The 15,293-nt window shown below is 58.6% G+C and carries 15 protein-coding genes; 9 read left to right on the top strand and 6 right to left on the bottom strand.

The genetic code is table 11. The annotated features are described in order from the left end of the window. Positions 1-69: 69 nt before the first annotated feature. From ACWYRJ_RS03875 to ybbA, 3 genes are all read right to left on the bottom strand, one after another. Positions 70-1,215 (bottom strand): porin, encoded by a 1,146-nt coding sequence (locus ACWYRJ_RS03875; protein WP_455507450.1) that lies wholly within the window; start codon positions 1,213-1,215, stop codon positions 70-72. Between the two features lie 184 nt (positions 1,216-1,399). Next, on the bottom strand, positions 1,400-3,814 hold the full coding sequence (gene ybbP, locus ACWYRJ_RS03880) for a putative ABC transporter permease subunit YbbP (protein ID WP_223581480.1): 2,415 nt from the start codon (positions 3,812-3,814) through the stop codon (positions 1,400-1,402). Further along, entirely contained in the window at positions 3,811-4,497 is a 687-nt protein-coding gene (ybbA, locus tag ACWYRJ_RS03885) for a putative ABC transporter ATP-binding protein YbbA (RefSeq protein ID WP_111963489.1), read from the bottom strand. Before ybbA ends, ybbP begins: the two co-directional genes overlap by 4 nt. On the opposite strand from ybbA, the gene tesA reads away from it, so the two are divergent. The 3 genes from tesA to ACWYRJ_RS03900 are packed head-to-tail and all read left to right on the top strand — an operon-like array spanning position 4,468 to position 6,803. After that, complete coding sequence (tesA, locus tag ACWYRJ_RS03890; RefSeq protein ID WP_188035077.1) at positions 4,468-5,091, top strand: multifunctional acyl-CoA thioesterase I/protease I/lysophospholipase L1; 624 nt, start codon at positions 4,468-4,470, stop codon at positions 5,089-5,091. The two genes, ybbA and tesA, sit on opposite strands and share 30 nt — an antisense overlap. 28 nt (positions 5,092-5,119) lie before the next feature. Further along, positions 5,120-5,890, top strand: a complete 771-nt coding sequence (locus ACWYRJ_RS03895) for an SDR family oxidoreductase (RefSeq protein ID WP_455507451.1) — start codon at positions 5,120-5,122, stop codon at positions 5,888-5,890. Between the two features lie 58 nt (positions 5,891-5,948). Then, entirely contained in the window at positions 5,949-6,803 is an 855-nt protein-coding gene (locus ACWYRJ_RS03900) for a co-chaperone YbbN (RefSeq protein WP_023310624.1), read from the top strand. A gap of 50 nt (positions 6,804-6,853) precedes the next feature. Here ACWYRJ_RS03900 and fetB read toward each other — a convergent pair whose 3' ends face one another. Together fetB and fetA are read right to left on the bottom strand one after the other, a co-directional pair. Beyond that, positions 6,854-7,636: an iron efflux ABC transporter permease subunit FetB gene (gene fetB, locus ACWYRJ_RS03905; RefSeq protein WP_455507452.1), complete on the bottom strand. Its 783-nt coding sequence runs from the start codon at positions 7,634-7,636 to the stop codon at positions 6,854-6,856. Next, a complete protein-coding gene (gene fetA, locus ACWYRJ_RS03910; protein WP_111963377.1) occupies positions 7,629-8,300 on the bottom strand; it encodes an iron efflux ABC transporter ATP-binding subunit FetA in 672 nt (223 codons plus the stop codon). Before fetA ends, fetB begins: the two co-directional genes overlap by 8 nt. A gap of 143 nt (positions 8,301-8,443) precedes the next feature. Here fetA and ACWYRJ_RS03915 point away from each other — a divergent pair, with 143 nt between their 5' ends. From ACWYRJ_RS03915 to ACWYRJ_RS03925, 3 genes are read left to right on the top strand one after another with little or no spacing between them, the layout of a single operon-like run. Further along, a complete protein-coding gene (locus ACWYRJ_RS03915; RefSeq protein WP_252092607.1) occupies positions 8,444-9,295 on the top strand; it encodes a hypothetical protein in 852 nt (283 codons plus the stop codon). A 44-nt stretch (positions 9,296-9,339) separates the two neighbouring features. After that, a complete protein-coding gene (locus ACWYRJ_RS03920; protein ID WP_008499312.1) occupies positions 9,340-10,254 on the top strand; it encodes an SPFH domain-containing protein in 915 nt (304 codons plus the stop codon). Continuing rightward, entirely contained in the window at positions 10,251-10,703 is a 453-nt protein-coding gene (locus tag ACWYRJ_RS03925; protein ID WP_032656590.1) for an NfeD family protein, read from the top strand. Before ACWYRJ_RS03920 ends, ACWYRJ_RS03925 begins: the two co-directional genes overlap by 4 nt. Here ACWYRJ_RS03925 and cueR read toward each other — a convergent pair. Then, complete coding sequence (gene cueR, locus ACWYRJ_RS03930) at positions 10,700-11,110, bottom strand: Cu(I)-responsive transcriptional regulator (RefSeq protein ID WP_021241620.1); 411 nt, start codon at positions 11,108-11,110, stop codon at positions 10,700-10,702. The two genes, ACWYRJ_RS03925 and cueR, sit on opposite strands and share 4 nt — an antisense overlap. A gap of 108 nt (positions 11,111-11,218) precedes the next feature. Here cueR and copA point away from each other — a divergent pair, with 108 nt between their 5' ends. The 3 genes from copA (at position 11,219) to ybaK (ending at position 15,241) form a co-directional block, all read left to right on the top strand. Continuing rightward, positions 11,219-13,717, top strand: a complete 2,499-nt coding sequence (gene copA, locus ACWYRJ_RS03935) for a copper-exporting P-type ATPase CopA (protein ID WP_455507453.1) — start codon at positions 11,219-11,221, stop codon at positions 13,715-13,717. Between the two features lie 50 nt (positions 13,718-13,767). After that, positions 13,768-14,562 carry a TraB/GumN family protein gene (locus tag ACWYRJ_RS03940; RefSeq protein WP_111963380.1) on the top strand — a complete coding sequence of 265 codons (795 nt, stop codon included), beginning with the start codon at positions 13,768-13,770 and terminating at the stop codon, positions 14,560-14,562. A gap of 199 nt (positions 14,563-14,761) precedes the next feature. After that, positions 14,762-15,241: a Cys-tRNA(Pro)/Cys-tRNA(Cys) deacylase YbaK gene (ybaK, locus tag ACWYRJ_RS03945; protein ID WP_023343509.1), complete on the top strand. Its 480-nt coding sequence runs from the start codon at positions 14,762-14,764 to the stop codon at positions 15,239-15,241. Positions 15,242-15,293 lie beyond the last annotated feature (52 nt).

A 15,293-nucleotide genomic window follows, 5' to 3' on the forward strand; every position in this document is an offset into this window, starting at 1 on the left:
AATGTTTTTTCCCTCTCCCCGTGGGAGAGGGTCAGGGTGAGGGCATCAGGCCGCACCCTACAACACGACTTAGAAGTCGTAACGCAGACGCACCAGGTTCATGTCGCCCAGGTTGTCGGTGCTAGAAGTGAACACGTGTTCGTAATCCACGCGGAAACCGTAATCCAGCTGGAAGCTGATACCCACGCCGTTGTCGATGCGCTGGTAGTTACGGCCGTTCACGTAGTCAATACGGTCGCCCATGAAGTAAGGCTGGATGGATTTCACCGCGTACTGACCGACTGGGAATTTATAACCGGCGAAGTACTCAATACCCCACGCGTCGCCCGCAAAGTAGTCGTTAACTGACACTTTTTTGGTGGTCAGGAAGTTCTGATACCAGCCGCCGCCAACGGAGAAGGTCCAGTTGTCTGGCTTCCAGCTCAGCGCAGTACCAAGGATGTTCTGGTCGTAGGTTTTGCTGTCGCCGTTGCCCGGGTTACGCATGTCAGCGCGGGTGTAGTTCCACGCTGCACCCCAGGTCAGATCGGTGGTCAGGTGGTAATCCAGACCCAGCGAGCCGCCGCCTTTACGCTTGTAGCGCAGGCCGTTGCCCGGCAGGTATTCGCTGTCTTCAAACAGGTAAGATGCGTAGATGTCAGCATCGCCCACGGTTTTCTTATATTTCAGCATCTTACGTGAACGGTAAGAACCGTCGTAATCGCCTTTGATCCCGTTACCCGGCGCCTGACCGATCATGTCGTAGTCCCAGATATCGGTTTTCGCACCCACCACATCATAGTAAACGCTGTTCTGTTGGCCGAAGGTCAGCGTACCCCAGGTGTCGCTCTTCAGACCGGTGTAGAGCATACGACGCGTCGTGTCGTGGTCGCTCTCGCTGTAGTGGTTATCCCAGTTGAACATTGCAGGGAAGTTCACGCCCAGCTCGTAGTAGCTTACCCAGCTGATGTCATCAAACAGGTAGTAATCTGCTGCGAAACGGAAACGGGTACCGCCGTCAAAACCGTTACGCTTGTAGCTGTTTTTACCGTCGTCGCCGGTCATGTTCTGGAACTGAGGACGAATGCTGCCGCCAACGGTGAAGTTCAGGCGGCTCAGCGGGTTACCCGCCTGAGGATCCTGCTTAAGAACCGTGATTTCCGCCTGAGAAGCGAAGGTAGTCAATGCCACTGCCGCGCCGATCGTTACCGCCAGCGCTGATTTTTTTATAGTCATTATTTTTCCCTTAATAGACACGCTGCTAAATATTTAGCGGGTGAATATTAACTGGAAATAATCGGGCCGTGTGGTCGGTTTTTTAATGTTTTGTGCTACTAAATGAGTGGGTATTATCACTTTGTGCCATTTTAATACTACGCGCCGGAATTAAAAACCGACGCGTAATTATCACAGTGCTAAATCAACTGGCAAACTGACGGAACAGGGCTTTGCCCTTTAACAGCCGCGTGCCGAGCCAGCCTCCGCAGAGAGAAAGCAGCGCAGCGCCGCACAGAGGCAGGATCAACCAAAGACGCCAGTCAGGCTCCCACGGGAAGTCGAAGACCTTTGTCTGCAGCACCGCCAGCGCCGTCTCTGCGCCAATGGCGGCCACCAGACCGGCCACCAGCCCCAGCAGCGCAAACTCGCTCCAGAGCGTCATTCGCAGCAGCCGCTTTCCGGCCCCCAGCGTACGGTAAACCACCAGCTCCTGATGGCGCTGGCGCATGCCCACCTGCACCTGGGCCAGCAGCAACAGCACGCCGCAGATCGTTACCAGCACCACCATGACCTCCAGCGCGCGGCTTACCTGCTCCAGCACCTGCCCCACCTGTTTGAGGATCGCGCCGATATCCAGCAGGCTGACCGTCGGAAACTCCCGGTTAAGCTGGGTCAGCATGCCGTTGCCGTTCTCCCAGCGGAAGCTGGTCAGCCAGCTCTGCGGCTGCCCGTCCAGCGCCCCCGGGGGGAAGATAAAGAAGAAGTTGGGCCGCAGGCTCTCCCAGTCCACCTTACGCAGGCTGGTGACCTTCGCGGTGAAATCCTGCGTATCGCCTGTGAAGGTGACGCTGTCCCCCAGCTTCACGTTCAGGCGCGTCGCCAGCCCCTCCTCCATCGACACCTCCCCCGCTTTTGGCGGCCAGGTGCCGGCGGTTATCGGGTTGTGGTCAGGGCGTTTCTCCTGCCAGGTCAGGTTCAGCTCGCGGTTAAGCGACTCGTCCTTGTTCCCCTCCGTTGGATGCCCGTTGATCTGCGTCAGACGCGCGCGAACGATGGGATAGAACGACTCGGGAATGATGTGATGCTCCGACAGGAAGCCCTTAAGCGGCGTAACCTGCTCAGGCGCGATATTGATCAGGAAATAGTTCGGGCTTTCCGGTGGAAGCTGCTGCTGCCAGCGATCGAGCAGATCGCCGCGCAGCACCAGCAGCAGCGCCAGCAGCATAAACGAAAGCGAGAACGCCGACAGCTGGCTGAGCGTAGACCAGGGCTGGTGCAGCAGTCGGTTGACCGCCAGGCGCACGGGCAGCGATTTTACCGTCACCCTTTTCAGGAGGTTGAGTAGGATCCAGCCCAGCACACCGCACAGCAGCGCCAGCACAACCGCCCCGGCCAGCACCGCCCACAGCAGCGTGCTGCCCCCCATCAGCCACGCCAGCAGCCCCACCGCCACCGCAATAATCACCGGAAGGTAGAACTTCAGCGGCCAGACGTTCGCCACCACATCGTTGCGGAGCACGCGCAGCGGCTGAGTGGCGAGCAGCAGGCGGTAGGGTCGGAGCCCCACCAGCACCGAGATCACCGTCATCGCGCCCATCGCCCACAGCCACGGCCAGAGGCTGGCAGGCGGCAATGCGGCAGGGAGCACCGGTTTCAGCATCACCATCAGCAGTTTTTCAAACAGCAGCCCCATTATGCCGCCGGTCAGCGCCGACAGAACCAGAAGCATCAGCCACTGGCCGACAATCAGCTTGCGCAGCTGCGCCCGGCCCGCCCCCAGGGTTTTGAGGATCGCCACCAGGTCGTAGCGGCTGCGGCAGTAGTGCCCCATCGCCACGGCCACCGCCGCCACCGCCAGCAGCAGGGTTAACAGTGCCGACAGCAGCAGGAACTGCTGAGAGCGCTCCAGAGATTTACCGAGCGCCCCCTCGTCCTGCTCCAGCCCGTACCAGCGGTGCTCTGGTTTGAGCTGCGGCATAAGCCATTTTTCATAAGCGGCAAGCTGGGCGGGCGTGCCGCCAAATTTATAGCGCCAGGTGACGCGGCTGCCCGGCTGTACGGCATGGGTGGCCGCGACATCCGCGGTGTTCATCAGCAGGCGAGGCGCAAGCTGGAACGGGTTAAAACCGCCGTCGGGCTCCTGCACCACTTCCCCGGCGATTTTCAGCGTGGCGTCGCCGACGTCGATACTGTCTCCAGGTTTCAGGTTCAGCAGCGCCATCAGACGCGATGCCAGCAGCACCGTACCGGGCGTCGGCTTTAACCCTGGCGGGCTGGTTTGTAAGTCACCGTACATCGGGTAGATATCATCGACGGCCTTGACGCTCGCCAGCTGCGGCGTGTCGCCCGCGAAGGTCATGGTCTGGAAGGTGATTTGTTCCCCCACCTTCAGCCCTTCTTTGCGCGCTGATTCAATCCAGCCCGACGGCACGGGGCGGGAGCTTTCCAGCGCCCTGTCCCCCGCCATAAACTCCCGGCTCTGCTGGCTGAGCCCTTTTTCCATGCGGTCACTGACGCTGCCGAGCGCCAGCACGCAGGCCACTGCCAGGCTTAGCGCCAGCCAGACAATCAGCAGCGAGGGGGAGCGCCACTCGCGCCAGAACCAGCGGGTAATCATGCTTCCTCCTGCAGAACGCCGTTCACCAGCCGCAGGCGACGGTCGCAGCGCGCGGCGAGCTGCGGATCGTGGGTCACGAGGATCAGCGTGGTGCCGTGCTCGCGGTTGAGCGAAAACAGCAGGTCGGCAATCCGGTCTCCGGTGTTACGATCAAGGTTGCCGGTAGGCTCATCGGCAAACAGCACCTCAGGGCGGCCGTTAAACGCGCGGGCCAGCGCCACGCGCTGCTGCTCACCGCCGGAAAGCTGGGCGGGAAGATGGTTGAGACGTTTCCCCAGACCGAGCTGTTCCAGCAGCGCCTTCGCGTGAGCGCGGCTTTCACGGCTATTTTCACCGCGCAGCAGCGCCGGGAGCTCGACGTTTTCCAGCGCGTTCAGGGTCGGGATCAGCATAAAGGACTGAAAGACAAAACCAACGTGACGCGCGCGCAGCGCGGCCCGCGCCTCTTCATCAAGCTGATGCAGCGGCTGTCCGACAAGATGGACCTCGCCGCTGCTGCCGTCGTCCAGACCGGCCAAAATCGCCAGCAGCGTGGACTTGCCGGAACCGGATTCGCCAATCAGCGCGATGGTTTCAGCGCGTTTGACAACGAGTTCAACTCCGGTAAGGATGGAAAGCTCGTGTTCCCCCTGACCGACGGACTTCTTAAGATGATGAACTTCAACACTGTTTTCCGCTGGCATTTGCCCTTCCTGTTTTTGATTCTGATGACCTTCCGCGCGGCGGCAGCGGACACGTTACTGGTTCTCGGCGACAGCCTGAGCGCAGGCTATCGCATGGCGGCCAGCGCGGCCTGGCCCGCCCTGCTCAATGACAAATGGCAGAGCAAGACCGCTGTAATCAACGCCAGCATCAGCGGCGATACCTCGCAGCAGGGCCTGTCGCGCCTGCCTGCGCTGCTCAAACAGCATCAGCCACGCTGGGTGCTGGTTGAGCTTGGCGGTAATGATGGATTGCGCGGTTTCCAGCCTCAGCAAACCGAGCAAACGCTGCGTACCATTTTGCAGGACATCAAGGCGGCAAACGCCCAGCCGCTGCTGATGCAAATTCGCCTGCCCGCCAACTACGGTCGTCGGTATAATGAGGCCTTTAGCGCGATCTACCCTAAGCTTGCCAAAGAGTTTGATATTCCGCTGCTGCCATTTTTCATGGAAGAGGTCTATCTCAAACCCGAGTGGATGCAAGACGACGGGATCCACCCCAATCGCGATGCGCAGCCGTTTATTGCCGACTGGATGGCAACGCGGCTGGCTCCTTTAGTTAAACATGACTCCTGATTAAGCGGAGATCCTGACAGGTAAAGTTATGCAAAAATCGGTCTTAATTACAGGATGTTCCAGTGGAATCGGCCTGGAAAGCGCGCTCGAACTGAAGCGCCAGGGATTTCGGGTTCTGGCGGCCTGTCGTAAACCTGACGACGTCGAACGCATGAACGGTCTGGGCTTTACCGGCGTGCTGCTGGATATGGACTCGCCGGAAAGCGTTGAGCGCGCCGCCGATGAGGTGATCGCGCTGACCGGTAATCGTCTGTACGGGCTCTTTAATAATGCCGGCTACGGCGTGTATGGCCCGCTGGATACCCTCTCCCGCGAAACGCTGGAGAAGCAGTTTTCGACCAACTTCTTCGGCGTGCATCAGCTCACCATGCGTCTGCTCCCCGCGATGCTGCCGCACGGTGAAGGGCGCATCGTGATGACGTCGTCGGTGATGGGACTGATTTCCACCCCGGGCCGCGGCGCCTACGCCGCCAGCAAATATGCGCTGGAGGCCTGGTCCGACGCCCTGCGCATGGAGTTACGCCACAGCGGCATTAAGGTCAGCCTGATTGAGCCCGGCCCGATCCGCACCCGCTTTACCGAAAACGTGAACCAGACCCAGGCGGATAAACCGGTCGAGAACCCCGGCATCGCCGCGCGTTTTACCCTCGGGCCCGAAGCGGTGGTGGCCAAAGTGCGCCATGCTTTTGAGAGCGACCATCCCAAAATGCGCTATCCGGTAACGCTGGTCACCCATGCCGTAGGCTGGTTAAAACGCCTGCTGCCGGGCAGTATGATGGACAAAATTTTGCGCGGTTGAGTTGAAGCGCCGACGCGCATCCCCATGTAAAGAACAAACCGACAAAAGAGAAAGCCGCATGTCCGTACAGAATATCGTCAATATCACAGAAGCTAACCTGCAACAGACTCTTGAACAGTCGATGACCAAACCGGTCCTGTTCTACTTCTGGTCTGAACGCAGCCAACACTGCCTGCAGCTGACGCCGGTGCTGGAAAGCCTTGCCGCCCAGTACAACGGTCAGTTCATTCTCGCCAAGCTGGACTGCGACGCCGAGCCGATGGTAGCGTCTCAGTTTGGCCTGCGCGCCATCCCTACCGTCTATCTGTTCCAGAACGGCCAGCCTGTTGACGGTTTCCAGGGGCCGCAGCCGGAAGAGGCGATTCGCGCCCTGCTGGATAAAGTGCTGCCGCGCGAAGAAGAGCTGAAAGCGCAGGAAGGCATGGCGCTGATGCAGGAAGGCAAATACGACGAAGCGCTGCCGCTGCTCAAAGAGGCGTGGCAGCTGTCGAATCAGAACAGCCAGATTGGCCTGCTGCTGGCGGAAACGCAGATCGCCCTGCACCGCTCAGAAGACGCGGAAGCCGTACTCAAAACGGTTCCGCTCCAGGATCAGGACACCCGCTATCAGGGGCTGGTTGCACAAATTGAGCTCCTGAAGCAGGCGGCGGACACCCCGGAAATTCAGCAGCTGCAGCAGCAGGTAGCCGACAACCCGGCAGATGCCGCGCTGGCAAGCCAGCTTGCGCTGCAGCTGCATCAGGTGGGGCGTAACGAAGAAGCGCTTGAGCTGCTTTTCAGCCATCTGCAAAAAGATTTAGCCGCCGCAGACGGTCAGGCGCGCAAGATGTTCCAGGAGATCCTGGCCGCGCTGGGCACCGGAGACGCGCTGGCGTCGAAGTATCGTCGTCAGCTTTACGCGCTGTTGTATTGATAAAAAAGCCCGGTGGCGGCTTCGCCTTACCGGGCCTGGAAATGCCGATATTACCCCATCTTTTTCAACTGCGTCACCACCAGCTGGTGGCGCGCGTTGTAGAACTTCCGATAGGTCAGGTAGCAGGCAATGATGGTCGACAGGCTTGCCGTGGAAAGCAGCATAAACGTCACCATGATCTGGTACTTAATCGCTTTTACCGGATCGATACCGGCAAAAATCAGCCCCGACATCATGCCCGGCAGGCTCACAAGCCCCACCGTTTTGGCGGAATCCACGGTCGGGATCAGCGATGAGCGAATGCTTTCGCGAATCAGCCGCGCCGAGGCCACTTTAGGCGTCGCCCCCAGGCTTAGTTTCTCCTGCAGCTGCTGCTGTTCGCTGCTGAAACGCTGGCCGAGATTGTTGTAACAGAGCCCAACGGCCACCATCGCGTTCCCCGCAATCATCCCCGAGATAGGGATAACCTGCATCGGCGTAAACTCAATCGAGCCGGAAAGTACCAGCACCGCCAGCGTGAGCGCCGTTCCGGTGGTAATCGCGATAAACGATGAAACAAACGCCTTATCAATGTATTTACTGCGCTTTTGCGCATTCCACGCCGCGTTAAAGCAGATAAAGAGCACCATCAGCAGCGTCAGCATCGCGTGGTTAACGTTGAAGATATACTTCAGCACATAGCCGACGATGATGAGCTGAATCACCGCGCGGCAGATACTCCATACGATATCTTTTTCCAGCCCCAGCTTTTCCCGATAGCTGACCACAATCGCAATCAGCACCAGCACCATCGAAAAGGCCAGCGATTCGTTGGTAATGTTGTGTTCACCCACGGTTTGCCTCCTGCATTTTCCCGCCGTGCGGCTGGAGCGTAATCACGTCATCCGCATGGGTTATTTCGTTAGCGTCGTGCGTCACCCACAGCACGGCAATGTTCTGCTCCCGGGCGTAGCGATGAATTATCTCGTTGACGTTGCGCTTGTTAACGTCATCAAGCGCGCTGGTTATTTCATCCAGCAAAAGCACCTTCGGTAAAAACTGCAGGTTGCGGATCAGCGAGACCCGCTGCTTTTCGCCGCCCGACAGCGCGTTGATGGATTTGGTCAGCGTCTCCTGCGCCAGGCCAAAGCGGGCCAGATCGTGGGTAAACGTTTCCGGCTCCGGCGTTTTATTGCGAATTTGCCACGGGAAAATCAGGTTGTCGTAAACCGTATCGCCAAAAAGCGCGGGCGTTTGCACGCAGTACGAGACCTGCTGGCGATAGCTTTCCGGGGAAAGCGACGCGATATCCTCGCCTTCAAACAGAATGGCTCCCTCCGTCGGGCTGAGGAGTGACGCCACAATCTTCAGCAGCGTGCTTTTCCCACAGCCTGAGGGACCCGTGATTAATTTAAACTCGCCCGGCGACAGGCTAAACCCGACGTGCTGCAGGATCGTGTTTTCCCCGACTCGAAACCCGACGTCCCTGAGATGCAAAAGGTTTTTTTTATCGTTCATTGCGCTTCCGTTAACCGCTTCGTGTAATAACCGCCTGTAGCATAATCCTTTCGCCCGCACAGCGCGAATAGCCTCACGCTGAAGCAAGTGTTAAACTTTTTGTTTATAAATTGTCACCACCATCACTACAGGAAGTATGCAGCATGGCACATATCTTTTATGAGTTTCCTTCCCTGAAGCCTGGTGTTCCTGATGTCGAAACATTAATGGAAGTCATCAAATCGTCGGAACTCACGCGTTTTGTGATAGGTGCAGAGGTGGTCGATTTTGTTAAGAAGGCGCTCATCGTGAACACCACGATCGGCAGCTTCAAAAATTGCTATTTCGCCTTCGACAACGGGACACACTTCCTTGAATTTGACGGTAAAGGCAAATCAAAACGCTTCAATGAAGTGCCGGACTGGTTCGTCTCTCCGGCGGAATTTTCACGCACACAGTGGCTTATCAACCACGATCTTGCGGATGTGAAAGCCACCCGGTTCATTGAGGTCCTGATGTCCTACCCGCTGAAAGCGCGCCGTGCGCACTGTAATTTGTTATTCGGGCTGGAGCTGGAAAAGGTGAATGCGGTTCCGGCCGCGGCGTCAGCGGCAGGCAAAATCGGCAATAAAAACGGTAAAACGACCAAACCCCGCGTCACCGATCTGGGATCGTTCGAGCTGTTCAGCCAGTTCTTTGCGCGCATGAAAACCGCCGTGCTGGCCGATGAGTTCCCGACTCTGCAGATCCTGACGGGCATGGATAACCTGGCAAAAGCGCCGCATAATTTAAAGCAGGGCATCAGAACCTGGTTTAAAGCCATCGCGGGCGACCTTCCACCGAATAACAAACGCGTTGAGGCGGGAAATGCCGTTCTGTTCTGCGCCCCCATTCGCGAACAGATCCAGCGCATCGAAGCGCTGGGGCTGGAGAATTACTACCAGGGATTATCCAAAGCCATTGCCGAAGCGGGTGATGGCTTCATCTCTGACTTTACCTATACTTACGAGCAATAAACACACACTTTCACTCATCACGGCATGCAAAACAGGAGGTTTTTATGCTTATCGTTGTTCCCGTCCTTATTTTCGTTGCGCTGGTTATCGTGGGCGCTGGCGTCAAAATTGTCCCTCAGGGTTATCAGTGGACCGTCGAGCGTTTCGGCCGATACACCAACACGCTCCAGCCCGGCTTAAGCCTGATTGTCCCGTTCATGGACAGAATTGGACGCAAGATCAACATGATGGAACAGGTGCTGGACATTCCTTCCCAGGAAGTGATCTCAAAGGATAACGCCAACGTCACCATCGACGCCGTGTGCTTTATTCAGGTGATTGACGCGCCGAAGGCGGCCTATGAAGTCAGCAACCTGGAGCTGGCGATCGTCAACCTGACGATGACCAACATCCGTACCGTGCTCGGCTCGATGGAGCTGGACGAGATGCTTTCCCAGCGCGACAGCATCAACACCCGCCTGCTGCACATTGTTGATGAGGCCACCAACCCGTGGGGGATCAAAGTTACCCGTATTGAGATCCGCGACGTGCGTCCGCCGGCGGAGCTGATCGCCTCCATGAACGCCCAGATGAAGGCCGAGCGAACCAAGCGCGCCTACATTCTGGAAGCCGAAGGGGTACGCCAGGCGGAGATCCTCAAAGCGGAAGGGGAAAAACAGTCGCAGATCCTGAAAGCGGAAGGCGACCGTCAGTCCGCGTTTTTGCAGGCGGAAGCGCGTGAACGTTCCGCCGAAGCGGAAGCCCGCGCCACCCAGATGGTGTCCGAGGCGATTGCCGCCGGTGATATCCAGGCCGTGAACTACTTTGTTGCGCAAAAATATACCGACGCGCTGAAAGAGATCGGCTCCGCGAACAACAGCAAAGTGGTGATGATGCCGCTGGACGCCAGCAGCCTGATGGGCTCTATCGCGGGCATAGCCGAACTGATCAAGGACAGCGGAAACGAGCGTAAAAAATGATTGAGCTGATTGTTGCACATCCTCACGCCTTCTGGCTAAGCCTCGGCGGCTTATTGCTGGCGGCGGAGATGCTGGGCGGCAACGGCTACCTGCTCTGGAGCGGTGTTGCCGCCGTCATTACGGGTCTTCTGGTCTGGATCCTTCCCCTGGACTGGGCGTGGCAGGGCGCGCTGTTCGCCGCGCTGACGCTGGTGGCCGCCTGGCTGTGGTGGCGCTGGCTTAACCGGCGGGTCAAAGAGCAGAAACCGGTCGACGCCCACCTTAACCAGCGCGGACAGCAGATTGTCGGCAAGCGTTTTACGCTCGACACCGCGCTGGTGAACGGACGCGGACACATGCGGGTGGGCGACAGCTCGTGGCCGGTGGTGGCCGACGATGACCTCAGCGCCGGCACGCGGGTGGAGGTCATTGCCGTGGAAGGCATTACCCTGCGGGTGAAAGCCTGCTAAGCGTGGGTTTTACGGTGGCAGCAGCCGGCAAGATTATCAATAATCGGGCAGTCGGCGCTGTCATCCCCCGGACAGGAGTCCGCGAGCTGCAGCAGCTGTTCGCGCATCGCCTGCAGCTCGACGATGTGGCGTTCAATTTCGGCCACTTTTTCCAGCGTGCGTTTTTTCACGTCGGCGCTGTGACGCTTCGGATCGTTGAACAGGTTAACCAGCTCGCCGCACTCTTCCAGATTAAAACCGACCTGTCTTGCCTGGCGAAGCAGCGTCAGCTCATCCAGATGCAGCTGCGTGTAGCTACGGTAGCCGTTTTCACTGCGCAGCGGCGGCGTGACCAGCCCCTTCTCTTCATAAAAGCGGATCGCTTTGCTGGTTAAGCCGGTTTTTTTTGCCACGTCACTGATATTCACAATTCCCCCTTGACCTTCCCCTTGATGGAAGGTTTAACCTTCATAACAGTTAGTGAAAAGCGTTACTCCGGTCAACAACTGACCAAAATATTATACGGGAGTTTTGTTATGTCTCACACTATTGACCTGACGCTGGACGGCCTCTCCTGCGGCCACTGCGTCAAACGCGTTAAAGAAAGCCTGGAACAGCGCCCTGATGTGGAAAGCGCTGACGTGACTATCGATCATGCGGCCGTGACCGGCAGCGCCAGCGCGGATGCGCTGATTGATACTATCAAGCAGGCCGGTTACGGGGCGGAGTTAAGCCACCCAAAGGCTAAACCGCTGGCAGAGTCATCATCCCCGTCGGAAGCACTGACAGCGGCCACTCCTGAGCTTCCGGCAGCGGATGATATTGATGACAGCCAACAGCTGCTGATCAACGGCATGAGCTGCGCCAGCTGCGTCTCCCGGGTACAAAACGCCCTGCAGGCGGTACCGGGCGTCGCCCAGGCACGGGTCAATCTTGCGGAGCGTACTGCGCTGGTGATGGGCAACGCCTCCGCCGCAGAGTTAGTGCAGGCCGTTGAGAAAGCGGGCTACGGCGCGGAGGCCATCGAAGACGATGCCGAGCGTCGCGAGCGCCAGCAGGAAACGGCTATCGCCACCATGAAGCGCTTCCGCTGGCAGGCCATCGTCGCCCTGCTGGTGGGTATTCCGGTGATGGTGTGGGGCATGATGGGTGACAATATGATGGTCACCGCTGACAACCGCACCCTGTGGCTGGCGATCGGTCTGATTACCCTGGCGGTGATGGTATTCGCAGGCGGTCATTTCTATACCAGCGCCTGGAAGAGCCTGAAAAACCGCACCGCGACGATGGATACGCTGGTTGCGCTCGGTACCGGCGCGGCGTGGCTCTATTCGATGAGCGTGAACGTCTGGCCCCAGTGGTTCCCGATGGAAGCGCGGCATCTCTATTATGAAGCGAGCGCGATGATTATCGGCCTGATCAACTTAGGCCATATGCTGGAAGCCCGCGCCCGCCAGCGCTCCTCGAAAGCGCTGGAAAGGTTGCTTGATTTAACCCCGCCGACGGCCCGCGTGGTCACGGACGAGGGGGAAAAGAGCGTTCCATTGGCCGAGGTTCAGCCCGGCATGACGCTGCGTCTGACCACGGGCGACCGCGTTCCCGTTGACGGCAAGATAACCCAGGGCGAAGCCTGGCTGGATGAAGCGATGCTGACCGGGGAGCCTATTCCCCAGCAGAAATCAGATGGCGACGCCGTGCATGCCGGTACGGTGGTGCAGGACGGCAGCGTGCTGTTTACCGCCAGTGCCGTCGGCAGCCACACCACGCTGTCGCGTATTATTCGCATGGTGCGCCAGGCCCAGAGCAGCAAGCCGGAGATTGGCCAGCTTGCTGATAAAATCTCGGCCATTTTTGTGCCGGTGGTGGTCGGCATTGCCCTGCTGAGCGCGGCGATCTGGTATGTCTTCGGCCCGGCGCCGCAGATTGTGTATACCCTGGTAATCGCCACCACGGTGCTGATCATCGCCTGTCCTTGCGCCCTGGGCCTCGCGACGCCGATGTCGATTATCTCCGGCGTAGGCCGCGCGGCCGAATTTGGCGTACTGGTGCGGGACGCGGACGCGCTGCAGCGGGCCAGCACCCTGGACACGCTGGTGTTTGATAAAACCGGCACGCTGACCGAAGGTAAACCACAGGTGGTCGCCGTTACGACCGCTGGCATTACCGAAGAAGAGGCGCTGCGGCTTGCCGCCGCGCTGGAGCAAGGCTCAAGCCATCCGCTGGCGCGCGCCATTCTCGATAAAGCCAATGCGTCTGCCCTGCCGCATGTGAGCAATTTCCGCACCCTGCGCGGGCTCGGCGTGAGCGGTGAAGCAGAAGGCCACGCGCTGCTGCTGGGCAATCAGGCGTTGCTCAATGAAAACGGTATTGATACCGCCGCGCTGGAAAACGAGCTGAAGGCGCAGGCGTCACAGGGCGCCACCCCGGTTCTGCTGGCGGTGGATGGCAAAGCCGCCGCGCTGCTGGCCGTACGCGATCCGCTTCGCCAGGACAGCGTGGATGCCTTACAGCGCCTGCACCGTGCGGGCTACCGTCTGGTGATGCTGACCGGGGATAACCCCACCACCGCCAACGCCATCGCAAAAGAAGCCGGTATTGATGAGGTCATTGCAGGCGTACTGCCGGACGGCAAAGCGGACGCCATCAAGAAACTGCAAAGCCAGGGTCGTGAGGTGGCGATGGTCGGCGACGGCATTAACGATGCCCCGGCGCTGGCCCAGGCGGACGTAGGGATCGCTATGGGCGGCGGGAGCGATGTCGCCATCGAAACCGCTGCCATCACGCTGATGCGCCACAGCCTGATGGGCGTTGCCGACGCGCTGGCCATTTCAAAAGCCACGCTGCGCAACATGAAGCAGAACCTGCTGGGGGCGTTTATCTATAACTCGCTCGGCATCCCGATTGCTGCCGGCATTTTGTGGCCGCTGACCGGCACGCTGCTTAACCCGGTGGTCGCGGGTGCGGCAATGGCGCTCTCCTCCATCACCGTGGTCAGCAACGCCAATCGGCTGTTGCGGTTTAAACCGAAGGATTGAACCTTGTACCCGTACGCGCTAGCATGAACCTTTCCGTTTATGGAGCGCGTATGGGTCTGTTTCATCGTATAAAAACATCGTTTCGCGCCCTTTTCCCTCGCCGTTACGCCTGGCCCGGTCTGGATATTTCGCTTCCCGGCGGGCAACACCTGCACCTGGTTGGCAGCATCCATATGGGCACGCAGGATATGTCTCCCCTGCCTCCGGGCCTGATAAAACTGCTTAAACACGCCGACGCGCTGGTCGTTGAGGCGGACATTTCGGGTCAGGAGTCGCCGTTTGCCGGGCTCGAAAGCGATCTCACTCTGGCGGAACGCCTGGATGAAACCCAGCTTGCGGAACTGACGCGCGTCGCCGATGAGACGGGCGTCTCGCTCTCCATGATTGACACCCTGCCGCTGTGGCAAATCGCGATGATACTGCAGGCCACGCAGGCGCAGCGTCTGGGCCTGCGCGGTGACTACGGCATTGATTACCAGTTGCTGAACGCGGCAAGGGCGCGCCGTCTGCCCATCATCGAGCTGGAAGGGACGGACAGCCAGATTGCGCTCCTGCGGCAGCTTCCCGACGACGGTCTGATGCTGCTGGATGATACGCTGACCCACTGGCACACCAACGCGCGCCTGCTGCAAACGATGATTGGCTGGTGGCTGGATGCGCCGCCCGCGGACGGCAGGCTGGCGTTACCGTCGACGTTCAGCGAATCGCTGTATGATGTGCTGATGAATGCGCGTAACAAAGCCTGGCGAGAGACGCTGCATGCTTTACCTGCGGGGCATTACGTGGTGGCGGTTGGGGCGTTACATTTGTACGGGGAAGGGAACTTGCCGTCGTTGCTGAAATAAAAAAATGGCCAATATTTCTATTGGCCCGTCAAAGAGGAATTTCATCGTTTTTATTATGCCGAAGGAGACCTTCGGTTGAGCCGATTGTCGCTCAAAGTGACCATCACTGCCAATACTATTGCGCAAGATGGTGCTATTTTTTAGACAAACGTCAGGCGTATGCTGGCTGCATGAATTGTCTGTCGTAAGAAGGATAGCTATGACTCCCGCCGTTAAATTACTCGAAAAAAACAACATTTCTTTCCGGATCCACACCTACGATCACGATCCGAATGAAACCAACTTTGGTGATGAAGTGGTGCGCAAGCTGGGGCTGAACGCTGACCAGGTTTATAAAACGCTGCTGGTGGCGGTGAACGGCGATATGAAGCACCTCGCCGTCGCGGTGACTCCCGTGGCAGGACAGCTGGATCTGAAGAAGGTCGCCAAAGCGCTGGGGGCGAAGAAGGTGGATATGGCGGATCCCATGGTGGCGCAACGCACCACGGGCTATCTGGTGGGCGGGATCAGTCCGCTCGGGCAGAAAAAACGCCTGCCGACGCTGATCGATGCTCCTTCACAGGAATTTGACACCATCTTTATATCCGGCGGCAAGCGCGGGCTGGATATTGAGCTGGCGGCGGGCGATCTGGCGAAAATGCTGGACGCGAAGTTTGCGGATATTGCGCGCAGGGATTGAGAAAATTGCCCGGTGGCGGCTACGAGGTAAAAGCAAAACGGTAACAGGCGTT

The sequence above is a fragment of the Enterobacter sp. genome (assembly GCF_977039595.1).